We start from the raw sequence: 22,272 nt of genomic DNA, 5'->3' as shown, positions 1-22,272 counted from the left end.
GGTCCCCGAGCCGGCTCGCCTCACCCGTGGCGGACGGCCCCGTCCGGGGAGGCGGCACCGTCCCGGGAGGAGGACTGGGCCGGGAGGCGTCCGCCCGGCGGTGGCGTCGCGTCGGCCGTGTTGACCCTGGGGAGCGCGTAGGGGTGCTCCCGGGCCAGCCAGCGGACCATCTGCTCGCGGACCGTGACCCGCACCGTCCAGATGTCGTCGGCGTCCTTCGCCGTGACCAGGGCCCGCACCTGCATCGTGTTCGGGGTGGTGTCGGTGACGTCCAGGCCGCAGGCGCGGCCGTCCCAGGCGGGACACTCGCGCAGGATGTCGCGCAGCTTCTCGCGCATCGCCTCGATCGGCGCCGTGTGGTCGACGTGGAAGTAGACGATGCCGGTCATCTGCGGGGTGCCGCGCGACCAGTTCTCGAACGGCTTCGAGGTGAAGTACGACACCGGCATGGTGATCCGGCGCTCGTCCCACGTGCGGACGGTCAGGAAGGTCAGGGTGATCTCCTCGACCGTGCCCCACTCGCCGTCCACCACCACGGTGTCGCCGATGCGCACCATGTCGCCGAAGGCGATCTGCAGCCCGGCGAACATGTTGCTCAGCGTCGACTGGGCGGCCACACCGGCGACGACGCCGAGGATGCCGGCCGAGGCCAGCAGCGAGGCGCCCGCGGCGCGCATGGCGGGGAACGTCAGCAGCATCGCGGCCACGGCCACCACGCCGACGACGGCCGCCACCACTCGCATGATCAGCGACACCTGGGTCCGCACCCGTCGCACCCGTGCGGGATCGCGGTGCATGCGCGCATAGCGCGAGTACGACGTCTCCACGATCGCCGCCGCGATCCGGATCACCAGCCACGCCGCCGAGCCGATCAGCACCAGGGTGAGGGCCTGGCCGATGCCGGTCCGATGGTCCTGAAGCATCTGCGCGGCGTCGTAGGACCCTCTCAGCATCGCCGCGCACAGCACGAGCTGGTACGGGATGCGGCCACGGCGCAGCAGACCCCACATCGGGGTCTCGGGGTGGCGCAGGTCGGCCTTGGACAGCAGACGGTCGGTGGCCCAGCCGATGAGGACTGTCAGCACGACCGAACCGCCGACCACGATCACGGGGCGGAGCAGGTTCTCCATGCCTTCGAACGTAACCGGACGGGCGGGACCTTGAACATGCGACTTCTGTGAAGAGGCGCACGCACGGCGTTGTCAGTGCAGGCTGGCACCATGGGCGCATGAACATCATGCTCTTTCACTCGACCTATGGCCTTCGGCCCGCGGTGCGTGCGGCGGCGGACCGGCTGCGTGCCGCCGGGCACGAGGTGTGGACGCCGGACCTCTTCGAGGGGCGCACGTTCGACACGGTCGAGGAGGGCATGGCCCACAACGAGGAGATCGGCAAGGACGAGCTGTTGAAGAGAGCCGTCCTGGCCGCCGCGCCCTATTCGGAGCGTGGGCTCGTGTACGCGGGGTTCTCGCTGGGCGCGTCGATCGCGCAGACCCTCGCCCTCGGCGACGACAAGGCGCGGGGCCTGCTGCTCCTGCACGGCACCTCGGACCTCGCGCCGAACGTCTCGGTGGACGACCTGCCGGTGCAGCTGCATGTCGCGGAGCCGGACCAGTTCGAGACGGACGACTGGCTGAGCGCCTGGTATCTGCAGATGGGCAGAGCCGGCGCCGATGTGGAGATCTACCGGTACGCGGGCGCCGGGCATCTGTACACCGACCCCGACCTGCCCGACTACGACGAGGAGGCCGCCGAGGCCACCTGGCGGGTGGCACTCGGCTTCCTCGACTCGCTGTAGCGGCCCGCCGCACCGGGGCGGCGGGCCACACCTCTACACCGGGTCGTAGGTGCGCTCGACCTTCTGTGTGCCGGTGCGCGTGCGGTACGAACGGGCCCAGGCCGAGGTCGCGTCGGCTTTCGTGCGGTCGGACAGGACGTAGTAGTCCATCTGCGCGCGCTCGGCGGTGATGTCCAGGACGCCGTAGCCGTGCCGGTCGGTGTCCACGAAGTGGACGTGCCGGTTGGCCGCCCGGATGATCGGCGAGGTCAGCGCGGTCAGGGTGCCCTCGGGGACCTTGACGATGTCGTCGAGGTTGTCGGAGGTCACCGAGGTGACCACGAACTCCGTGGCGGCCGACGCCGACAGGGGGTAGGTGCCCGCGTCCACCGGCACGTCGTTGGCCCACGCCATGTGGATGTCACCGGTCAGGAAGACGGTGTTGCCGATGGCGTTCGAGCGCAGATGGGCGAGGAGTTCGCGGCGGTCGTCGGTGTAGCCGTCCCACTGGTCGGTGTTGAGGGCCAGGCCCTCCTGCGGCAGCCCGAGCAGCTTGGCGAGCGGCTTGAGCAGGTCGGCGGAGAGCGAACCGATGGCGAACGGCGAGATCATCACCGAGTTGCCGACCAGCCGCCAGGTGGTGTCGGACGCCTTCAACCCGGCCTTCAGCCAGTCGAGCTGGGCGCGGCCGGTGATCGTGCGGTCCGGGTCGTCGACGGTGCCGTTGCCGACCTTGACCTGCTGCGAGCGGAACGAACGCAGGTCCAGCAGGGACAGGTCGGCGAGCTTGCCGAAACGCAGCCGCCGGTAGGTGGTGCCGGCGAGGGCGGGGCGGACCGGCATCCACTCGAAGTAGGCCTGCTTGGCGGCCGCCTGACGGGCCGACCAGGCGCCCTCGGCGCCCTCGGTGTGGTTCTCCGCGCCGCCCGACCAGGCGTCGTTGGCGAACTCGTGGTCGTCCCAGATCGCGACGACCGGCGCCTTGGCGTGCAGGGCCTGAAGGTCCGGGTCGGTCTTGTACTTGCCGTGCCGGGTGCGGTAGTCGGCGAGCGTGAGGATCTCGTGCGTGGGCGCCGTCTGCCGGACGACGGTGCCGCGGGCGCCGTACTGGCCGGTGCCGTACTCGTAGATGTAGTCGCCGAGGTGCAGCCAGGCGTCCAGGTCGCCGCGGGCCGCGAGGTGGCGGTACGAGGAGAAGTAGCCGGCCTCCCAGTTGGCGCAGGAGACCACGCCGAAGCGCAAGGAGGGCACGGCCGCGTCCGCCGCCGGCGCGGTGCGGGTGCGCGCCACCGGGGAGTCGGCGCCGCCGGCCGAGAAGCGGAAGTAGTAGTCGGTCGCGGGCGCGAGGCCCCGGATGTCGGCCTTGACGGTGTGGTCGGTCGCGGCCGAGGCGGTGGTGGAGCCCTTGGCCACGATGTTCGTCAGCGCCTTGTCCTTGGCGACGACCCAGCTCACCTCGGTGTCGGGGCCGAGTCCGGAGCCGGGTATCGCCTCGGCGGTGGGCGTCACGCGGGTCCACAGCAGCACGCCGTCGGGCAGCGGATCGCCGGAGGCGAGGCCGTGCAGGAAGGCCGGAGTGTCCGCGGCTGCGCGGGCCGGGAGCGCGGCGGCGAGCGGGCCGGCCAGAACCGCGGTCGCCGCCGCGGCCTTGACGACCGTACGGCGGCGGGGCGAAAGGGAGTTGGGGCCCTGGGGCGCCTCGGGTGATCTGTGTCGACTGGTCACGACCGATCAGGTTACTGATCGGTATGTGCCGGGAGCGGGCGAACTCGAAAAGTTCGCCCGCTCTTCACGCGGCGGCTGGGTTCCCCGTCGGCGTCAGCCCTTGAGGGCCTCGCCCACCACCTTGTCGAAGTCGGCCACCGTCAGCAGCGGGGTGCCGTTGTTGAGCTGCTTGCCGTCCATGACGAAGCCCGGCGTGCCCTTCACACCCTCCTTGTTGGTGTCGAAGGTCTTCGACATGGCCATCGCCCAGGCGTCGTAGGTGCCCTTCTTGACCGCGTCCTGGAACTTGGTGTTGTTCTTCAGCGCGGTGACGGTGTTCGCGACCTTGATGAGGTAGGCGTCGTCCTTGAACTCGTCGCTCGACTCGTCCGGGTGCCACTTCGCCGAGTACAGCGCCGTCTTGTACTCGAGGAACGCCTCGGGGCTGACGTTCAGCGCGGCGCCCAGGGCGCTCAGCGCGTTCTTGGAGCCCTCGCCGTTGTCCTTGTTGTCGATGAACGTGGCGCCGATGTACTGGAACTTGAACTTGCCGTCGTCGATGTCCTTCTTCACCGTCGAGCCGACGGTCTGCTCGAACTGCGCGCACACGGGGCAGCGCGGGTCCTCGTAGATCTTGAGGGTCTTCTTCGCGGTGCTCTTGCCGATGACCACGGTGGTGCCGTCGGTGCCCGTCGTGTTGGCGGGGGCGACCACCTTGGCGTCCTTCGCCTCGTCCCAGTAGCTGGGCTTGTTGGCCTGGACGACGGCGTAGCCTATGCCGCCGGCCGCGGCCAGGACGCCGACGGCCGAGCAGGCGACGATGATCTGCCGCCTGACCTTGGCGCGCTTGGCCTCGCGCTCGCGCTCGATGCGCAGCCGCTCGCGGGCCGCCGTCTTCGCCGCCGCACTGTTCCGCTTGCTCATGGTGTTCTCCAAAGGGGACGCGCACAGGGAGTGCGCGGAAGTGTGTGTGGGGACTGCTGGTGGGGAGCTCAGGTGCTCAGCTGCGCGGCCCTGGTCGGACGGAGGGTCCGCCTCAGAGCGCGGCGGCCGAGCACGGCGGTCCACGCCGTCCCAGGGAGTGCACGAGGATCCGCTCGCGGACGGTGGTCGCACGGCGCGTGGGCCGCGGCAGGCGGCGGGCCGCCGGGGCGCGTCGTACGGTCACCGCGGCCACGGCCAGCAGCAGCGGGCGGAAGGTGGTCGCGGTCGCCGCCCGCAGCAGCTGCGCCAGCGCACGCTCGCCCCGGCGCAGCCAGGCGGCCGCGATCAGGCCGACGGTGACGTGCGCGGCGAGCAGCAGCCATGCGGTGGCCGGGTCGGCGTGGGCGAGAAGACCACCGAGCTTGTCGGTGTCGGTGCCGGTGACCTGGGCCAGCGGGCTGCCGACGGGCGTGCCGTCGCCGCACAGCACGTCCCAGCCGACCGAGGCCAGCGGGCCGGCGACCGGGCCGCCGGCCCGGCCGTAGCAGACGTGCTGGCCGGTGGTGAAGACGGTGTCGGCCGCCAGCTCCAGCGGGATCAGCAGGGCGGCGATCCGCCCGAAGCCGCACTCGCGGGCCGCGAGGGCGTACGCGAGCACGAACACGGCGGCCGCGACGGCGGCCACCGTGTTGAGCGGCAGCGGAGCCCGCGACAGCAGCACGTGCGACGCGGTGCTGAGCGTCACGACGAGTGCCGTGAACAGCGCCGCGCGTACGGCTCTGAGGCGGGTCCCGGATATGTCCATAGCGGAGGAAGTGTGTCACGCGCTCCGGTAAGAGACCCCTAAAGGGTGCCTGTGAGAAAGCGGACTGTTGGAGAGCTGTTGTCAGAGGCCGGGAATCCGGCCGTTGCGGAACAGGTCGACGAAGATCTGGTGGTCGGCGCGCGCGCGTGCCCCGTAGGCGTGCGCGAAGTCGACCAGCAGGGGCGCGAAGCCCTCCTCGTCGGCCGCGATCGCCGCGTCGATGGCCCGCTCCGTGGAGAACGGCACCAGGGACTCGCCGGAGGTGTCGTCCGCCGCCGCGTGCATCGTGGCCGTGGCGCGGCCCAGGTCGGCGACGACGCCCGCGATCTCCTCCGGGTCGTCGATGTCGCCCCAGTCCAGATCGACCGCGTACGGCGACACCTCGGCGACCAGCTGCCCCGCGCCGTCCAGCTCGGTCCAGCCCAGCCAGGGGTCCGCGTGCGCCTGCAGGGCGCGCTGGGAGATCACCGTGCGGTGCCCCTCGTGCTGGAAGTAGCCCCGGATCGCCGGGTCGGTGATGTGCCGGGAGACGGCCGGGGTCTGGGCCTGCTTGATGTAGATCACGACATCGTTCTCCAGGGCGTCGCTGTGGCCCTCCAGGAGGATGTTGTACGACGGCAGACCGGCCGAGCCGATGCCGATGCCGCGGCGGCCGACGACGTCCTTCACCCGGTAGGAGTCCGGGCGGGCCAGCGACGTCTCCGGCAGCGTCTCCAGATAGCCGTCGAAGGCCGCGAGGACCTTGTAGCGGGTCGCCGCGTCCAGCTCGATGGAGCCGCCGCCCGGCGCGAAACGGCGCTCGAAGTCACGGATCTCCGTCATGGAGTCCAGCAGTCCGAAGCGGGTCAGGGAGCGGGCGTCGCGCAGCGCGTCGAGCAGCGGGCCCTGGGCGGTGTCCAGGGTGAACGGCGGCACCTCATCGCTCTTGGCGCCGGTGGCCAGGGCGTGGATGCGCTCGCGGTACGCGCCCGCGTACACCTCCACCAGCTCGCTGATCTGCTCGTCGCCGAGCGCCTTGGCGTAGCCGATGAGGGCGAGGGAGGCGGACAGGCGCTTGAGGTCCCAGGTGAAGGGGCCGACGTACGCCTCGTCGAAGTCGTTGACGTTGAAGATCAGCCGACCGTTGGCGTCCATGTACGTGCCGAAGTTCTCCGCGTGCAGATCGCCGTGGATCCACACGCGCGAGGTGCGCTCGTCCAGGAACGGGCCGCCCCGCTTCGACCCAAACTGATTATTTGCAGTGAGGTCGTAGTAGAAGAGGCCCGCCGTGCCCCGGTAGAACGCGAACGCCGAGGCGGCCATCTTCCGGAACTTCACGCGGAACGCGGCCGGGTCGGCGGCCAGGAGCTCGCCGAACGCGGTGTCGAAGACGGCGAGGATCTCCTCGCCGCGGTGCTCGTCGCCTGGCTGCGAAACCGACATCGCTGGGTGCCTCCTGGTGCAGGTGGAGCGTGACGTGTGGGACGGATGTGCCGTCTCCCCCGGACGGCCGTCCGTCATCTTGCAACGCTCGAAGGTACTCGGGAGTGCCCGACGATTGTCAGTGCCGAGGCATAGACTTCGACGCTGTCCCCCAGACTGTCCGCCAGCCTGTCGCCGAGCGTTTTCCATGGAGGCCACGCCGTGTCAAAGCCGCCGTTCACGCACCTGCACGTCCACACCCAGTACTCGCTGCTGGACGGTGCCGCGCGGCTGAAGGACATGTTCAACGCGTGCAACGAGATGGGCATGACCCATATCGCCATGTCCGACCACGGCAACCTGCACGGGGCGTACGACTTCTTCCATTCCGCGAAGAAGGCCGGCGTCACCCCGATCATCGGGATCGAGGCGTATGTCGCCCCCGAGTCGCGGCGCAACAAGCGCAAGATCCAGTGGGGCCAGCCGCACCAGAAGCGCGACGACGTCTCCGGTTCGGGCGGTTACACCCACAAGACGATCTGGGCGGCGAACGCGACGGGCCTGCACAACCTCTTCCGGCTCTCCTCGGACGCGTACGCCGAGGGCTGGCTGCAGAAGTGGCCCCGGATGGACAAGGAGACCATCGCCCAGTGGTCCGAGGGGCTCATCGCCTCCACCGGCTGCCCCTCCGGCGAGCTCCAGACCCGGCTGCGCCTCGGCCAGTACGACGAGGCGCTGAAGGCGGCCTCCGACTACCAGGACATCTTCGGCAAGGACCGCTACTTCCTGGAGCTGATGGACCACGGCATCGAGATCGAGCGCCGGGTCCGCGACGGCCTCCTCGACATCGGCAAGAAGCTCGGCATCCCGCCGCTGGTGACGAACGACTCGCACTACACGTACGCGCACGAGGCGACCGCGCACGACGCGCTGCTGTGCATCCAGACCGGCAAGAACCTCTCCGACCCGGACCGCTTCAAGTTCGACGGCACCGGCTACTACCTGAAGTCCACGGACGAGATGTACGCCATCGACTCCTCGGACGCCTGGCAGGAGGGCTGCGCCAACACCCTCCTGGTCGCCGAGCAGATCGACACCACCGGCATGTTCGAGGCGAAGAACCTCATGCCGAAGTTCGACATCCCCGAGGGCTTCACCGAAGTCAGCTGGTTCAAGGAGGAGGTCCGCCGGGGCATGGACCGCCGCTTCCCCGGCGGTGTCCCCGAGGACCGGCAGAAGCAGGTCGAGTACGAGATGGACGTCATCATCCAGATGGGGTTCCCGGGCTACTTCCTCGTCGTCGCCGACTTCATCATGTGGGCCAAGAAGAACGGCATCGCGGTCGGCCCCGGCCGAGGCTCCGCGGCCGGTTCGATCGTCGCCTACGCCATGGGCATCACCGACCTCGACCCGATCCCGCACGGTCTGATCTTCGAGCGGTTCCTCAACCCCGAGCGCGTCTCCATGCCGGATGTCGACATCGACTTCGACGAGCGCAGGCGCGTCGAGGTGATCCGGTACGTCACCGAGAAGTACGGCGCCGACAAGGTCGCCATGATCGGCACCTACGGCAAGATCAAGGCCAAGAACGCGATCAAGGACTCCGCGCGCGTGCTGGGCTACCCGTACGCCATGGGCGATCGGCTCACCAAGGCCATGCCCGCCGACGTCCTCGGCAAGGGCATCGACCTCAACGGCATCACCGACCCCTCGCACCCCCGTTACAGCGAGGCGGGCGAGATCCGCGCGATGTACGAGAACGAGCCGGACGTCAAGAAGGTCATCGACACCGCCAAGGGCGTCGAGGGCCTGGTCCGGCAGATGGGCGTGCACGCCGCCGGCGTGATCATGTCCAGTGAGCCCATCGTCGACCACGCCCCGATCTGGGTGCGGCACACGGACGGCGTGACCATCACCCAGTGGGACTACCCGCAGTGCGAGTCGCTCGGCCTGCTGAAGATGGACTTCCTCGGCCTGCGCAACCTGACGATCATGGACGACGCCGTCAAGATGGTGAAGTCCAACAAGGGCATCGACCTGGACCTGCTGGCCCTGCCGCTCGACGATCCGAAGACCTTCGAACTGCTCCAGCGCGGCGAGACCCTCGGCGTCTTCCAGTTCGACGGCGGACCCATGCGCTCGCTGCTGCGCCTGATGAAGCCCGACAACTTCGAAGACATCTCCGCCGTCTCCGCGCTCTACCGTCCGGGCCCGATGGGCATGGACTCGCACACCAACTACGCGCTCCGCAAGAACAAGCTCCAGGAGATCACCCCGATCCACAAGGAGCTGGAGGAGCCCCTGGAAGAGGTCCTGGCCGTCACCTACGGCCTGATCGTCTACCAGGAGCAGGTGCAGAAGGCCGCCCAGATCATCGCCGGGTACTCGCTCGGCGAGGCCGACATCCTGCGCCGCGTGATGGGCAAGAAGAAGCCCGACGAGCTGGCGAAGAACTTCACCATCTTCCAGGCCGGCGCCAAGAAGAACGGCTACAGCGACGAGGCCATCCAGGCCCTGTGGGACGTACTGGTCCCGTTCGCCGGCTACGCCTTCAACAAGGCGCACTCCGCCGCGTACGGCCTGGTCTCGTACTGGACCGCCTATCTGAAGGCGAACCACCCCGCCGAGTACATGGCCGGACTGCTCACGTCGGTGAAGGACGACAAGGACAAGTCGGCCGTCTATCTCAACGAGTGCCGGCGCATGGGCATCAAGGTGCTCCCGCCGAACGTCAACGAGTCGGTGCACAACTTCGCCGCCCAGGGTGACGACGTGATCCTCTTCGGCCTCGAAGCCGTGCGCAACGTCGGCACCAACGTGGTGGAGTCGATCATCAGGAGCCGCAGGGCCAAGGGGAAGTACGCCTCCTTCCCCGACTACCTCGACAAGGTCGAGGCGGTCGCCTGCAACAAGCGCACCACGGAGTCGCTGATCAAGGCGGGCGCGTTCGACACCCTCGGGCACACCCGCAAGGGCCTCACCGCGCAGTTCGAGCCGATGATCGACAACGTGGTGGCGGTCAAGCGCAAGGAGGCCGAGGGGCAGTTCGACCTCTTCGGCGGCATGGGCGAGGAGGAGACGACCGAGCCCGGCTTCGGACTCGACGTCGAGTTCACCACCGACGAGTGGGAGAAGACGTATCTGCTCGCCCAGGAGCGGGAGATGCTCGGTCTGTACGTCTCCGACCACCCGCTGTTCGGCCTGGAGCACGTGCTGTCCGACAAGGCCGACGCGGGCATCGCCCAGCTCACCGGAGGTGAGCACGCGGACGGCGCGGTGGTGACCATCGGCGGCATCATCTCCGGTCTCCAGCGCAAGATGACCAAGCAGGGCAACGCCTGGGCGATCGCCACCGTCGAGGACCTCGCCGGCTCCATCGAGTGCATGTTCTTCCCGGCGACCTACCAGCTCGTGTCGACCCAACTCATCGAGGACGCCGTCGTCTTCGTCAAGGGCCGCCTCGACAAGCGGGAGGACGTGCCGCGGCTCGTCGCCATGGAGCTCCAGGTGCCGGACCTGTCGAACGCGGGCACCAACGCGCCCGTGATCCTCACCATCCCGGCGACCCGGGTCACCCCGCCGATGATCAACCGCCTCGGTGAGATCCTCACCCACCACAAGGGCGACAGCGAGGTCCGGATCAAACTCCAGGGCCCGACGAAGACGACCGTCCTGCGCCTGGACCGGCACCGGGTCAAGCCCGACCCCGCGCTGTTCGGCGATCTGAAGGTGCTGCTCGGCCCGTCCTGCCTGGCCGGCTGACGGACGAAGCGGCCGACGCACTGAGCGGCTGACGCGACTCAAGCGCGAGGGGCGCATCCGGTTTCGGATGCGCCCCTCGGTGTGCTTGGGCTGCAACAGCCCGCCCTGCGGACGTCAGTTGTGGCCGAAGCGCTTCTGCCGGCCCTTGCGGGCGACATCGGCAGGCGTCACCTGCGAGATGCGCTGCTCGGCCTGGTCCTGCATCGAGGACTGCTGGGCCTGCTGCTGACCACGCTCGGACTGCGGCTGTTTACGATCCTGCTTCTTGTTCTTGGCCATGGTGATCTGCCTCCTGGGGGGATCTGAGGGCCAGAGACGGGACCAGATTCACATAGGCTGACTTACGACGCATTTCGGATAATTACCTTCTGTAACAGGGGTTGTCGGAGCGCAAGTGCCGCAAACGCCACGCCGAAGATCGAGTTCGGGCCGTTAACCCCCGTCAGGTCGGGCAGACTCGAAGGAAGCCCAAAGCAAACCTCCCGTAAAGAGGGTGAGTCGTGTGGACCGCTGCATCGTCCTGGTGGACGCCGGGTATCTGCTGGGGGCCGCCGCCAGTCTCCTTGCCGGAGAGCCCTCGCGGTCCCGGATCACCGTGGATCACGCCGCCCTCGTCCAGGGCCTGCGCGAACAGGCCGAGTCCGAGACCGAGCGGCCACTGCTGCGCATCTACTGGTTCGACGGCGCCCCGGACCGCGTCCCCCAGCCCGAGCACCGCAGGCTGCGCGTGATGCCCAGGGTGACGGTCCGGCTGGGCGCGCTGACCCGCAGTGACGGCCGCTGGGCCCAGAAGGGCGTCGACGCGGCCATGCACGCCGAGCTGACCGAACTGGCCCGCAACCGCGCCTGCTCCGACGTCGTCCTCGTCACCGGCGACGGCGACCTGCTGCCCGGCATGATGGCCGCCAAGGAGCACGGCGTCGCCGTCCACCTGTGGGCCGTACAGGCCGCCGACGGCGACTACAACCAGTCCGAGGACCTCGTCGCCGAGGCCGACGAGCGGCGCGTCCTGGACCGGACGTGGATCACCAAGGCCGTCCGCGCCAAGGAGACCGGCGGGATCTGCGCCCCGCCGCCCGCGCCCCGGCCCGAGATCGCCGCGATCCTCTCCGCGCCGCTGCCCGACTCCGGCCTCGCCCCCGCCGCCGAGCGGACCGCCGAGGAGGCCGAGCACCCTTCCGGGGCCGGCGCCTCCCAGAACGGCGCGCAGGAGCGCGTCCCCGCCCCCAAGGGCGTCCCGACCCCCAAGGACCTGGCGGCCCTGCGCGCACCGGGCGAGCGGGCCGCCCAGCACCCCACCACCGCGACCCTGCGCTGGTCCTCCGACAAGGGCTGGGTCGACCGCCCCGGCGCCGCCGCCGAGCCCTCCGAGGTCGCCTCGATGCCGACGCTCGCGCAGCTCACCACCGCGGAGCAGCGGTGGGCCGACCGCGAGGAGGACATCACCACCGTCGGCGGGGACCCCTACGAGGTGGGGCAGGTCTTCGCGCGCCGGTGGATGGAACGCCTCGGCGACCAGGGCCATCTGCAGAAGCTGTCGGGCATGTACCCGCGGATCCCGCACCGGATCGACGGCGAGCTGCTGCGGTACGCGGCCCGCTTCGGACTGCTCGCCCACAAGGACGACCAGATCGACGAACACGACCGGTACGCCATCCGGGCGGGCTTCTGGCGCGAGATCGACGTACGGACGGCGGCCGAGCACGCCCCGGCGGGGGACTGAACCGGGCACTCGGGACGCCCCCGACGGCGGGCGGAGGTCCCCGACCCCGTAGTCTCGTGCCTTGTGAGTACGCGCGCGGCACCGGTGACTCGGCACAGGGACGAGGTCGTGTGTGCCGTGCGCGGGCTGACCAAGACGTATCCGGCGGTCCGGGGCCGGCGCGGCACCCCCGCGACCCCCGAGGTCCGGGCCACCGACGACGTACGGCTGGACATCCGGCGCGGTGAGATCTTCGGGCTGCTCGGGCCGAACGGTGCCGGCAAGTCCACCCTCGTCCGGCAGTTGACCGGGCTCATGCGGCCGGACACGGGCAGCGTGGAGATCCTCGGCCACGACATCGTGCGCCACCCCGAGCGGGCCGCGCGGATCCTCGCCTACCTCGGGCAGGAGTCCACCGCCCTCGACGAACTCACCGTCTCCCTCGCCGCCGAGACCACCGGACGGCTGCGCGGCCTCGACGTGCGCGCCGCCCGCCGGGAGCGGGACGCCGTCCTCGACGAGCTGGGCCTCACGCCGATCGCGGGCAGGCCGCTGCGCAAGCTGTCCGGCGGGCAGCGGCGGCTGGCCTGCTTCGCGGCCGTGCTGGTGGGGGAGCGGCCCCTGCTGGTGCTGGACGAGCCGACCACCGGGATGGACCCCGTCGCGCGCCGGGCCGTGTGGGCCGCCGTGGACCGGCGGCGGGCCGAACGCGGGGCGACCGTGCTGCTCGTCACCCACAACGTCATCGAGGCGGAGACCGTCCTCGACCGGGTCGCCGTCCTCGACCAGGGCCGGGTCATCGCCTGTGACACCCCCTCCGGGCTCAAGGAGCAGGTCGCCGGGGAGGTGCGGGTCGAGCTGGTGTGGCGGGAGCGGGCGCCGCTGGACGTGCCCGAGGTCGCCGCGCTGCGCGAGCGGGCCGTGGAGTCCGGGCGCCGCTGGACGCTGCGGCTCGCCCCCGACGAGGCCCGCGCGATCGTCGCCACCGTCACCGGCGGGGCCGCCTTCGCCGCGCTCGACGACTTCACCCTGGCCACCCCGAGCCTGGAGGACGTCTACCTGGCGCTGGGCGGGGCGGCACGGCAGGGGCTGGTGCGGGCATGAGCGCGAGGACCGTGCGCGCGAGAGCCGTGAGCGCGAGGGCGGTCGTCTCCGTATGGGACGGTATGAGAACCGTAGGGAAGAGGAGCAACGTCACGTGAGTGTCGTACCCGCCGAGGTTCTGCCGGGGAGCGCCGGGGCCGTCACGGAGCCGGTCCACCGTGCCGTCGCCGAGCTGGCGCCGCGCGCGCGGCTGTGGCCGTCGCTCGTGGCCGTGTACCGGGCGCAGCTGTCCCGGGCGCGGGTGGCGCGCATTCCGCTGCTGTTCGTGGCGACCTTCCAGTCGGTCGGCATCCTGATCATGATGCGGGGCGTGGTGGACGGCGGGCGCGAGGCGGAGGCCGTCGTCGCGGGGTCGGCCGTACTGGTCGTCGCCTTCGTCGCGCTGAACCTGCTCGCGCAGTACTTCGGGCAGCTGCGGGCGAGCGGCGGGCTGGATCACTACGCGACTCTGCCGGTGCCGCCGGCGGCCGTGGTGCTGGGCGCGGCCGGGGCGTACGCCTCGTTCACCGTGCCGGGGACGCTGGTGACGGCCGTGTTCGGGTGCGTGCTGTTCGGGCTGCCGCTGACGCATCTGTGGGTGCTCGCGGCTGTGATCCCGCTGGCGGGCGCCGCACTGTCCGGGCTCGGGGCGGCCTTCGGGCTGCTCGCGCCGCGGCCGGAGCTGGCCACCGTGCTGGGGCAGCTCGGCATGTCGGCCGCGCTGCTGCTGGGCGTGCTGCCGCCGGACCGGATGCCGGAGGCGGTGCGCTTCGCCCGCGACCTGCTGCCGTCGACGTACGGCGTCGAGGCCTTCGCGCGTACGTTCGGGGCTGATCCCGACTGGGCGTTCGTCCTCGGCGACCTCGCCGTGTGCGCGGGCGTGGGCGTCGTCTCGCTCGCCGTCGCCACCTGGGCTTACCGTCGGGCCGCCGTCCGGTGACGCGCCGCACAGGCGGGCCTGGCACGATGGCAGGGTGACCGCACCGCTGACTCCGCCTCCGCCGCCGCACGAGCCGTCCCCGCACGTACCGTCCTCGCCCGAGCCGTCCCCGCGCCGGCCGTCTCCGCACGAGGCGTGGCCGCCGTCGCCCGGAGGGTACGCGGGGATGGCCGCCGCGCCCCACGAGGTGTCGTACGGACAGGACGGGCCCGGGATGAAGACGGAACTGCGGGAAGCCGCTGTGATCACGGTGGGGGTCGCGCTCAGCGGGGCGCTGCTCGGGCTGCTGTGGGTGTGGCTGGCGCCGAAGGTGCCGCTCGTGGGGGACGTGGTCCAGGGCAACTGGGTCGTCTACTTCAAGGACACCGAGGGGGAGCAGGCGATCGGGGTGGACGGAACGTTCACGCTGCTGGCTCTGGCGTTCGGTGCGGTGAGCGCGGTGGCGGTGTTCGCCTGGCGGCGGCGTGGGGGAGTGCCGCTCGTCGTCGCCCTGGCGCTCGGCGGGTTGCTCGGGTCGCTGCTGGCATGGCGGGTGGGGGTGTGGCTCGGGCCCGACTCCGATGTGCTGGCGCATGCGCGGGCCGCGGGCAAGGGGGTGACGTTCTCGGCGCCGTTGAAGCTCGGGGCGAAGGGGGCGTTGCTGGCGTGGTCGTTGGCCGGGTTGCTGGTCCATCTGGGACTTACGGCGCTGTTCGGGCCTCGGGATCCCGATCCGTATCAGGCGCAGGGGGCTCCGCCTGAGGACGGGTACAGGGCGCCTGTGGCATAGAGGGCGGGATTTCGTCCCCGCCGCCCCTACCCGGTCCCATCCCTGGGGGCTGCGCCCCCAGACCCCCCTTTCGGCCCTTGAAGGGCCTCGTCCTCAAGCTCCCCCAGAGGGGGGACCCCCAACGGGCTGTCATGCGCGGGCGATCGGGGACAGTACCGCCTCCGTCAGGTGGGCCAGATCCTTGGGGGACAGCTCCACCTCCAAGCCCCTGCGGCCCGCCGAGACGCAGATCGTGGGGTGGGTCGTGGCCGAGTCGTCCAGGACCGTGGGGAGTCTCTTGCGCTGGCCCAGGGGGGAGATGCCGCCTCGGACGTAGCCCGTGGTGCGTTCCGCCAGGGTCGGGTCGGCCATGGCCGCCCGCTTGCCGCCGACCGCGGCCGCCAGGGCCTTCAGGTCCAGGGAGCCGGCCACCGGGACCACCGCCACCGTGAGGGCGCCGTCGACGTCCGCGACCAGGGTCTTGAAGACCCGGTCGGGGGAGACGCCCATCGCCTCGGCCGCTTCCTCGCCGTACGACGGGTGGCTCGGGTCGTGGTCGTAGGCGTGGACGGTGAAGTCCACGCCCGCCGCCGTCAGGGCCACCGTCGCGGGTGTGCCGCCCGCCCGTCGCCCGCCACCATCCTTGTTCGCATGCGCTTCGCGCGCCCCGATTCGGTGCTGTTGCTTCTTCGGCTTCTTCGCCATGCTCGGGCCTTCGGTTGCCTTGAGGTGTCTTCAGTTGAGGCTCGTCGGGCCTCGCGTCAGGTCCGACGCGGGCAGCGAGGGCAGGCTGCGGATGATCGCCGTCTCCGCGCGCAGCAGCTTCAGCTCGTCCCGCAGCCGGGAGGCCGTGTCGGGGGCCTGGAGGAGGCGCTGCTTGGCCGGGGTGTCCAGCATCATCGCGGCCGCCACCAGGTACGACACGACCGACGGGTCGTCGGGGAGGTCCGCGCCCGTGGCCAGGGAGCGTTCGCGGGCGCCCGCCAGACGCTTCTGGTACTGGCGGAAGGCCCGCAGCACGCCTTCCGCGAGGGCGCCCGCCTCGTCCCCCGGGTCCTCCGGCAGCTCCTGGAGCTCGGCCGTCAGGAACGGGCCCGAGGCGTCCACCGACAGCAGCTTCACGCGGGTCGTGCCCGTCGCCAGCACCTCGAACGTGCCGTCGGCCCGCTCGCGGATCGTCGCCGCGTCGGCCACGCAGCCGACGCGGTGCAGCGCCTTGACCGGGTCGTCCCCGAAGCCGGCCGTGGGGCCGCGCTCGGGCAGCGCGGTCTGGTCGGGCAGCCCCGGGCCGCTGGGCGCCACCTCGTGGCCGTCGCGGATGGCGACGACGGCGAACCGGCGCGATTCGTCCTCGGGGGTCTTCAACAGATCGCGCATCATGGCGCGATAGCGCTCCTCGAAGACGTTGAGCGGGAGCACGAGTCCCGGGAACAACACCGAGTTCAGGGGGAAGAGCGGCAGGCGGACGGTGGTCACGACGCAGAAGCCTAGTGGTCCAGCGCGCGGGCTGGTCCGCCGTGCCCGTTCCCCGGATGCCACGGGGTCTGCCCCGACGGCCCCGAGCGCACTTCCTCGCGTACGGCCAGGAAGTGCCCGAGGGGGTCGTCCGACAGGCGGCCCCAGGGGAAGGAGGTGGCGTACGGGCCGATCAGGCGCAGCTGCGCGAGGGCGTCGTCGCGGCGGCCCAGCCGGACCAGGACGTACGTCAGGACGTTGCGGATCTCGGCCGGCCACGGGTCGGCGGCGGGGAACCGCGCGGAGAGCGCGAGGGCGCGGTCGGCCGCCGCGTCCAGCCGCTCGCGCGGCACCTCGGGGCCGCAGCCGTCGGTGAGGTACGCGAAGGCGGCCCGCGCGGGCAGCGCCTGGACGAGGGAACCGGGCGGGGCGTCCTGCGCGGCCCGGTCGGCGAAGTCGAAGCACTCCCGGTGGGAGCCGTGCCACGACTCGGCCAGATAGCGCTTGGCGGCCACATGGCAGCCGTAGTGGTGCGGGGCGCGGCGGACCGCGGCCGCCCACAGCTCGCCGAAGTACTTGTGCCCGGCCCGCGCCCCGCGCGCGTGGTCCAGGGCGATCCGCCACGGCACCGGGTCGCGGACGTCGCTCTGCGCGGCCGCCGTGATCAGCGGGCTCACCTCGCGCAGCAGTTCGGCCCGGGCCGGTGACTGCCAGGCGCGCGCCACCGCGAGCTGGGCGGCGACGAGGAGGACGTCGGGGTCGCGCGGGGCGGCGGCGCCCCACTCCTCGAACCACTCCGGACGCGAGCGCGCGAAGGACGCCAGCCGGGTCACGTACCGGTCGCGGTACTCCCACTCGGCCCGTTCCCGAGTGTGGGCCAGCATCTCGGCGGCGGGCGCGTAGGCGCCCAGGCCGGCGGCGACCAGCGCGGGCCCGAGCCGGTCGTCGGGCACGTCGAGGAGCACCTCGTCGTCGGCGGGGAGCCCGGCGGCGCTGTGGGGGGCGGCGTTCCGCGCCGTCCGGGAGAACCGGGAGGCGCGGATGAACGGGGGCAGCAGAGCCATGGTGCCGACCATTGAAAAGCCGCTGGTTCAGATTGCGCCAGAGGGTTCGGGCAACCTGTGGAAAGTTGTACGGCCCCGGGTCAAGGGACGGTAAAGGTGAAGGGGGGCGGGGTGCTCAGCCCCGGCGCAGCAGTCGCGTCGCCCCCGCCGCCACCGTCGTGGCCAGGATCCAGCCGAGCAGGATCAGTGCCGCCGACAGCCACTGCCAGCCGCCGCGCAGCTGCCACTGTCCGGCCTGCCCCAGGTCGATGACGGGCAGCAGCAGGTCGAGGGCGAGGAGCGCCGGGTTCCAGGGCGGGTGTCCGGTGCGGTCGACGGGCGGATGCGGGGCGTGTGCGAAGGCCAGGGAGCTCGCCGCCCACAGCACCGCCATCCACACCGCCGCCCGGCCCGGCCGGTACCCGTAGGCGACCGTCCAGTCCTGGACGTATCCCAGCACCTTCGCGGCCGGCGGAAGCGTCTCCCGGCGGCGGCGCTGCTTGGCCAGCAGCACCTCGCGGGCGTCCTCGTCCTCCCCGCCGGCCCGCAGCACGGCCGCCAGCCGCTCGTACGGCTCCGGGGCGTACTCGGCGGTCGCCGCGGCCACCCAGCGCAGCCGCTCGGCCAGCGGGAACGGGCCCTGCGGCACCAGGTTCTCGTACACGAAGCCGCCCATGTGCAGGTTGCCCGGATCCGGCCAGGCGCTCGCCCGGTCCACCAGGTTGATCACCCGGGCGCCGGACAGCACCACCTTGCCGCGCCTCGGCCGCTCCCCGAGGAAGCGCAGCTCGGGCGTCTGCACCCGGCGCAGCGACAGCTCCTGGTCCTCCGTGAAGGTGAACCGGGCCCGCTCCAGGTCCACGGCGTCCCCGAACCGTCCGTCGTCCAGCCGCACCCCGCCTTGGCACTCGAAGCGCTGGATGCGCGTCCCGCGCGCGGGCGTCGTGCCGCTCAGCGCCTGGCCGCCGACGCCGGCCGGGGTCAGGTACAGCGAGCGCCCCACGGTGAGCTGGGGCGCGTTCAGCGCGAGCCGCGTGTAGGGGTTGGTCAGCCGGGCCCCGCGCAGGCTCAGCGACACGCCGATCTGGGCGCTGCGCAGACTCAGCTCCCCGTGCGACTCCAGCAGCTCCGCCTGGAGGTCCTGGCCGACCGACATGCCGTCGGCGGCGATCGAGCGCCCGGAGCGGTCGCGGTAGACGATCGCCTGGTTGAGCAGCAGGTCCGTGCCGATGTGCGCGTCGGTGAGCCGGACGCCGTTGTGGAAGCGGCAGCGGGGCAGGTGCAGATCGCCCTCGGTGTGCACCCGGGCCGCCTCCAGGCGCGGCACCTGGCAGTCCACCATCCGCAGGGTCGTGAACCGCGCCTCCGGCACCAGCACCTCCCGCTCGAACCGGCAGCGCTGCATCTCCACATACGGCACCACCGTGCCGCCCGCGAGGTCCAGGGTGCCGCTGATCTGCACGCCGACCAGCTTCAGCGAGGAGACCCGCCCGGCCAGCGCGGGCGGACCGGCCAGCAGCAGCCAGGCGACGATACGGGCCCGCACGGTGCGCGCCTCGCCCCAGGGATGCCCGCCGTGCGGGTCGTCGACGACCGGGTCCCCGCTGCTCAGGTCGTACGCGCTGCCGTTGCGGAAGGCCTGCCACATGCCGGCCTCGGCGGCGGTCAGGTCGTCCGGCAGGTCTCCGGCGGCATCCCCGGTACGGATGCCCGCCCCCTCGGTCACACGGTTCACCCCCTTCGTTTCTGTCGTTACTCACAGGTTTCGCACAGCTGTTCATGCCCGTTGAGTGACCCCCCGAACGCTCCCAGTGAAGGTGATCTTCCGATTTCCGGCCAGGTTCTGTATCAGCCATTGATACGCGCGGACGACGCCCGATCCCGGTCTGAGAGAATTGACCGCGTGATCTCCCGAATCGATCTGCGCGGCGACGCCCTCCCCGAGGGACCCGCCCTGCGCGACCTGCTGCCCCGAGCCGACTTCGACGTCTCGGCCGCCCTGGAGAAGGTGCGTCCGATCTGCGAGGCCGTGCATCATCGGGGCGACGCGGCGCTGATCGACTTCGCGGAGAAGTTCGACGGGGTGCGGCTGGAATCCGTACGGGTCCCGGCGCAGGCCCTCGCCGACGCGCTGGAGCGGCTCGACCCGGCCGTGCGCGCGGCCCTGGAGGAGTCCATCCGGCGCGCCCGTCTCGTCCACCGCGCACAGCGTCGTACGACGCACACGACCCAGGTCGTGCCCGGCGGCTCGGTGACCGAGAAGTGGGTGCCGGTCGACCGGGTCGGGCTGTACGCGCCGGGCGGCCGGTCGGTGTACCCGTCCTCGGTCGTCATGAACGTGGTGCCCGCGCAGGAGGCCGGCGTCGAGTCCATCGCGCTCGCCTCCCCCGCCCAGGCCGAGTTCGACGGCCTGCCGCACCCGACGATCCTCGCCGCGTGCGCGCTGCTCGGCGTCGACGAGGTGTACGCGGCCGGCGGCGCCACCGCCGTCGCGATGTTCGCGTACGGCACCGAGTCCTGCCCGCCCGCCGACATGGTCACCGGCCCCGGCAACATCTGGGTCGCCGCCGCCAAGCGCTACTTCACCGGCAGGATCGGCATCGACGCCGAGGCCGGCCCGACCGAGATCGCCGTCCTGGCCGACGACAGCGCCGACCCGGCGCATGTCGCCGCCGACCTGATCAGCCAGGCCGAGCACGACCCGCTGGCGGCAGCGGTGCTGGTCACCGACTCCGTCGCACTGGCGGACGCGGTCGAGAAGGAGCTGGAGCCGCAGGTCGCAGCCACCAAGCACATCGAGGACCGGATCGTCCCGGCGCTCAAGGGCCGGCAGTCGGCGATCGTGCTCGTCGACGGGATCGACGAAGGCCTGCGCGTCGTCGACGCGTACGGCGCCGAGCACCTGGAGATCCAGACGGCCGACGCCGCCGCCGTGGCCGACCGGGTCAGGAACGCGGGCGCGATCTTCATCGGCCCCTGGGCGCCGGTGTCCCTCGGCGACTACGCCGCGGGGTCCAACCACGTGCTCCCCACGGGCGGCTGCGCCTGCCACTCCTCCGGGCTGTCCGTGCAGTCCTTCCTGAGGGGCATCCACATCGTCGACTACACGCGGGACGCGCTGGCCGAGGTCGCGCATCACGTGGTGACGCTGGCGGAGGCGGAGGACCTGCCCGCGCACGGCGCGGCGGTCAAGGCGAGGTTCGGTTGGAAGGTACCTGAGAGCAAGTGAGCTTCGGAATCGACGATCTTCCCGTACGGGACGAGCTGCGCGGCAAGTCCCCCTACGGCGCGCCCCAGTTGGACGTCCCCGTACGGCTGAACACCAACGAGAACCCCTACCCGCTGCCCGCGCCGCTGGTCGAGCGGATCGCGGAGCGGGTGCGCGAGGCGGCCCGCGACCTCAACCGCTACCCGGACCGCGACGCCGTGGAGCTGCGCACCCGGCTCGCGAAGTACCTGACGGACACCGCCGGGTACGAGGTGGGCCTGGCGAACGTGTGGGCGGCGAACGGCTCCAACGAGGTCATCCAGCAGCTGCTGCAGACCTTCGGCGGACCGGGTCGTACGGCGATCGGCTTCGAGCCGTCGTACTCGATGCACGCTCTCATCGCGCGCGGCACCGGGACCGGATGGATCTCGGGCCCGCGGGGCGAGGACTTCACGATCGACCTCGGGGCGGCCGAGAAGGCCATCGCCGAGCACCGGCCCGACGTCGTCTTCATCACCACCCCCAACAACCCCACCGGCACCGCGGTCCCGGCCGCGACGGTCCTCGCGCTGTACGAGGCGGCGCAGGCCGCGAATCCGTCGATGGTCGTCGCCGACGAGGCGTACATCGAGTTCAGCCACGGCGACTCGCTGCTGCCGCTGCTCGAAGGCCGGCCGAATCTCGTCGTCTCGCGGACGATGTCGAAGGCCTTCGGCGCCGCCGGCCTGCGCCTTGGCTACCTCGCCGCGCACCCCGCGGTCGTGGACGCCGTCCAGCTCGTCCGGCTGCCGTACCATCTGTCGGCCGTCACGCAGGCGACCGCGCTGGCCGCCCTGGAGTACACCGACACGCTGCTGAAGTACGTCGAGCAGCTGAAGTCGGAGCGGGACCGGCTGGTGAGCGAGCTGCTCGCGATCGGGTACGAGGTCACGCCGTCCGACGCCAACTTCGTGCAGTTCGGGCGGTTCGCCGACGCCCACGCCGTCTGGCAGCGGATCCTCGACCGGGGCGTCCTGGTCCGCGACAACGGCGTGCCCGGCTGGCTGCGGGTCAGCGCCGGAACCCCCGAAGAGAACGACGCGTTCCTCGACGCGGTCCGTGAAGTCAAGAAGGAGCAGAGCTCATGAGCCGCGTAGGACGCGTGGAGCGCACCACCAAGGAGACCTCGGTCCTCGTCGAGATCAACCTCGACGGCACCGGCAAGGTCGATGTGTCGACCGGTGTCGGCTTCTACGACCACATGCTCGACCAGCTCGGCCGGCACGGCCTGTTCGACCTGACCGTGAAGACCGACGGCGACCTGCACATCGACTCCCACCACACCATCGAGGACACCGCCCTCGCGCTCGGCGCCGCCTTCAAGCAGGCACTCGGCGACAAGGTGGGCATCTACCGCTTCGGCAACTGCACGGTCCCGCTGGACGAGTCGCTCGCCCAGGTGACCGTCGACCTGTCCGGCCGCCCCTACCTCGTGCACACCGAGCCCGAGAACATGGCGCCGATGATCGGCGAGTACGACACCACGATGACCCGGCACATCCTGGAGTCCTTCGTCGCCCAGGCGCAGATCGCGCTGCACGTGCACGTGCCCTACGGGCGCAACGCGCACCACATCGTGGAGTGCCAGTTCAAGGCGCTGGCCCGGGCCCTGCGCTACGCCTCCGAGCGCGACCCGCGCGCGGCCGGCATCCTCCCCTCCACGAAGGGCGCGCTGTAAAGC

At 71.3% G+C, this 22,272-nt stretch carries 19 protein-coding genes; 9 read left to right on the top strand and 10 right to left on the bottom strand.

Annotated elements, in window-relative coordinates; genetic code table 11:
• Positions 1 to 20: 20 nt before the first annotated feature.
• The gene (locus ACIBTS_RS34535; RefSeq protein ID WP_399324648.1) at positions 21 to 1,130 is read right to left on the bottom strand and encodes a mechanosensitive ion channel family protein; all 1,110 of its coding nucleotides are present in this window, start codon (positions 1,128 to 1,130) and stop codon (positions 21 to 23) included.
• A gap of 98 nt (positions 1,131 to 1,228) precedes the next feature.
• Between ACIBTS_RS34535 and ACIBTS_RS34530 the strand changes: the two genes are divergently transcribed.
• Positions 1,229 to 1,798 carry a dienelactone hydrolase family protein gene (locus ACIBTS_RS34530; RefSeq protein ID WP_079662930.1) on the top strand — a complete coding sequence of 190 codons (570 nt, stop codon included), beginning with the start codon at positions 1,229 to 1,231 and terminating at the stop codon, positions 1,796 to 1,798.
• Positions 1,799 to 1,831: 33 nt separating this feature from the next.
• Here the strand turns inward: ACIBTS_RS34530 and ACIBTS_RS34525 are convergent, their stop codons facing one another.
• The 4 genes from ACIBTS_RS34525 to ACIBTS_RS34510 all read right to left on the bottom strand — a co-directional run bounded on the left by ACIBTS_RS34525 (position 1,832) and on the right by ACIBTS_RS34510 (position 6,632).
• The gene (locus ACIBTS_RS34525) at positions 1,832 to 3,502 is read right to left on the bottom strand and encodes an alkaline phosphatase D family protein (protein WP_399324647.1); all 1,671 of its coding nucleotides are present in this window, start codon (positions 3,500 to 3,502) and stop codon (positions 1,832 to 1,834) included.
• Positions 3,503 to 3,595: 93 nt separating this feature from the next.
• Complete coding sequence (locus ACIBTS_RS34520; RefSeq protein ID WP_399324646.1) at positions 3,596 to 4,405, bottom strand: thioredoxin domain-containing protein; 810 nt, start codon at positions 4,403 to 4,405, stop codon at positions 3,596 to 3,598.
• 112 nt (positions 4,406 to 4,517) lie between these two features.
• The gene (locus ACIBTS_RS34515; protein WP_319671265.1) at positions 4,518 to 5,210 is read right to left on the bottom strand and encodes a hypothetical protein; all 693 of its coding nucleotides are present in this window, start codon (positions 5,208 to 5,210) and stop codon (positions 4,518 to 4,520) included.
• 81 nt (positions 5,211 to 5,291) lie between these two features.
• Positions 5,292 to 6,632, bottom strand: coding sequence for a DUF2252 domain-containing protein (locus ACIBTS_RS34510; RefSeq protein ID WP_399324645.1), 1,341 nt, complete (start codon positions 6,630 to 6,632; stop codon positions 5,292 to 5,294).
• A gap of 201 nt (positions 6,633 to 6,833) precedes the next feature.
• Here ACIBTS_RS34510 and dnaE point away from each other — a divergent pair, with 201 nt between their 5' ends.
• Positions 6,834 to 10,373, top strand: coding sequence for a DNA polymerase III subunit alpha (gene dnaE, locus ACIBTS_RS34505; RefSeq protein WP_399324644.1), 3,540 nt, complete (start codon positions 6,834 to 6,836; stop codon positions 10,371 to 10,373).
• Between the two features lie 114 nt (positions 10,374 to 10,487).
• Here the strand turns inward: dnaE and ACIBTS_RS34500 are convergent, their stop codons facing one another.
• The gene (locus tag ACIBTS_RS34500) at positions 10,488 to 10,652 is read right to left on the bottom strand and encodes a hypothetical protein (protein ID WP_099937555.1); all 165 of its coding nucleotides are present in this window, start codon (positions 10,650 to 10,652) and stop codon (positions 10,488 to 10,490) included.
• Positions 10,653 to 10,875: 223 nt separating this feature from the next.
• Between ACIBTS_RS34500 and ACIBTS_RS34495 the strand changes: the two genes are divergently transcribed.
• From ACIBTS_RS34495 to ACIBTS_RS34480, 4 genes are all read left to right on the top strand, one after another.
• Positions 10,876 to 12,096, top strand: coding sequence for an NYN domain-containing protein (locus ACIBTS_RS34495; RefSeq protein ID WP_399324643.1), 1,221 nt, complete (start codon positions 10,876 to 10,878; stop codon positions 12,094 to 12,096).
• 108 nt (positions 12,097 to 12,204) lie between these two features.
• Positions 12,205 to 13,179 (top strand): ABC transporter ATP-binding protein, encoded by a 975-nt coding sequence (locus ACIBTS_RS34490; RefSeq protein ID WP_319671268.1) that lies wholly within the window; start codon positions 12,205 to 12,207, stop codon positions 13,177 to 13,179.
• A 94-nt stretch (positions 13,180 to 13,273) separates the two neighbouring features.
• Positions 13,274 to 14,098 carry an ABC transporter permease gene (locus tag ACIBTS_RS34485; RefSeq protein WP_399324642.1) on the top strand — a complete coding sequence of 275 codons (825 nt, stop codon included), beginning with the start codon at positions 13,274 to 13,276 and terminating at the stop codon, positions 14,096 to 14,098.
• A gap of 34 nt (positions 14,099 to 14,132) precedes the next feature.
• Complete coding sequence (locus ACIBTS_RS34480) at positions 14,133 to 14,867, top strand: DUF2567 domain-containing protein (RefSeq protein ID WP_399324641.1); 735 nt, start codon at positions 14,133 to 14,135, stop codon at positions 14,865 to 14,867.
• A gap of 129 nt (positions 14,868 to 14,996) precedes the next feature.
• On the opposite strand, the gene ybaK is transcribed toward ACIBTS_RS34480, so the two are convergent.
• From ybaK to ACIBTS_RS34460, 4 genes are all read right to left on the bottom strand, one after another.
• Positions 14,997 to 15,551, bottom strand: coding sequence for a Cys-tRNA(Pro) deacylase (gene ybaK / locus ACIBTS_RS34475; protein WP_399324640.1), 555 nt, complete (start codon positions 15,549 to 15,551; stop codon positions 14,997 to 14,999).
• 30 nt (positions 15,552 to 15,581) lie between these two features.
• Positions 15,582 to 16,322, bottom strand: coding sequence for an LON peptidase substrate-binding domain-containing protein (locus tag ACIBTS_RS34470; protein ID WP_399324639.1), 741 nt, complete (start codon positions 16,320 to 16,322; stop codon positions 15,582 to 15,584).
• 11 nt (positions 16,323 to 16,333) lie between these two features.
• A complete protein-coding gene (locus tag ACIBTS_RS34465) occupies positions 16,334 to 17,377 on the bottom strand; it encodes a hypothetical protein (RefSeq protein WP_399324638.1) in 1,044 nt (347 codons plus the stop codon).
• A 103-nt stretch (positions 17,378 to 17,480) separates the two neighbouring features.
• A complete protein-coding gene (locus tag ACIBTS_RS34460) occupies positions 17,481 to 19,070 on the bottom strand; it encodes an oxidoreductase (protein WP_399324637.1) in 1,590 nt (529 codons plus the stop codon).
• Between the two features lie 177 nt (positions 19,071 to 19,247).
• Here ACIBTS_RS34460 and hisD point away from each other — a divergent pair, with 177 nt between their 5' ends.
• The 3 genes from hisD to hisB are packed head-to-tail and all read left to right on the top strand — an operon-like array spanning position 19,248 to position 22,269.
• Complete coding sequence (gene hisD / locus ACIBTS_RS34455) at positions 19,248 to 20,573, top strand: histidinol dehydrogenase (protein ID WP_319671274.1); 1,326 nt, start codon at positions 19,248 to 19,250, stop codon at positions 20,571 to 20,573.
• On the top strand, positions 20,570 to 21,679 hold the full coding sequence (locus tag ACIBTS_RS34450; RefSeq protein WP_399324636.1) for a histidinol-phosphate transaminase: 1,110 nt from the start codon (positions 20,570 to 20,572) through the stop codon (positions 21,677 to 21,679). The genes hisD and ACIBTS_RS34450 overlap by 4 nt, the downstream gene beginning before the upstream one ends.
• A complete protein-coding gene (hisB, locus tag ACIBTS_RS34445; protein ID WP_079662945.1) occupies positions 21,676 to 22,269 on the top strand; it encodes an imidazoleglycerol-phosphate dehydratase HisB in 594 nt (197 codons plus the stop codon). The genes ACIBTS_RS34450 and hisB overlap by 4 nt, the downstream gene beginning before the upstream one ends.
• The last annotated feature ends 3 nt before the right edge of the window (positions 22,270 to 22,272 follow it).

The organism is Streptomyces sp. NPDC050121 (assembly GCF_044460385.1).
Taxonomy (GTDB): Bacteria; Actinomycetota; Actinomycetes; order Streptomycetales; family Streptomycetaceae; genus Streptomyces; species Streptomyces soliscabiei.
This window is presented reverse-complemented; position numbering and strand designations above follow the sequence as displayed.

Bases quoted from the DNA above. Each gene is read 5' to 3' on its own strand.
- ACIBTS_RS34500 (WP_099937555.1), bottom strand. From the start codon at position 10,652: ATGGCCAAGAACAAGAAGCAGGATCGTAAACAGCCGCAGTCCGAGCGT.
- ACIBTS_RS34515 (WP_319671265.1), bottom strand. From the start codon at position 5,210: ATGGACATATCCGGGACCCGCCTCAGAGCCGTACGCGCGGCGCTGTTC.
- hisB (WP_079662945.1), top strand. From the start codon at position 21,676: ATGAGCCGCGTAGGACGCGTGGAGCGCACCACCAAGGAGACCTCGGTC.
- ybaK (WP_399324640.1), bottom strand. From the start codon at position 15,551: ATGGCGAAGAAGCCGAAGAAGCAACAGCACCGAATCGGGGCGCGCGAA.
- ACIBTS_RS34530 (WP_079662930.1), top strand. From the start codon at position 1,229: ATGAACATCATGCTCTTTCACTCGACCTATGGCCTTCGGCCCGCGGTG.
- ACIBTS_RS34510 (WP_399324645.1), bottom strand. From the start codon at position 6,632: ATGTCGGTTTCGCAGCCAGGCGACGAGCACCGCGGCGAGGAGATCCTC.
- ACIBTS_RS34520 (WP_399324646.1), bottom strand. From the start codon at position 4,405: ATGAGCAAGCGGAACAGTGCGGCGGCGAAGACGGCGGCCCGCGAGCGG.
- ACIBTS_RS34535 (WP_399324648.1), bottom strand. From the start codon at position 1,130: ATGGAGAACCTGCTCCGCCCCGTGATCGTGGTCGGCGGTTCGGTCGTG.
- ACIBTS_RS34465 (WP_399324638.1), bottom strand. From the start codon at position 17,377: ATGGTCGGCACCATGGCTCTGCTGCCCCCGTTCATCCGCGCCTCCCGG.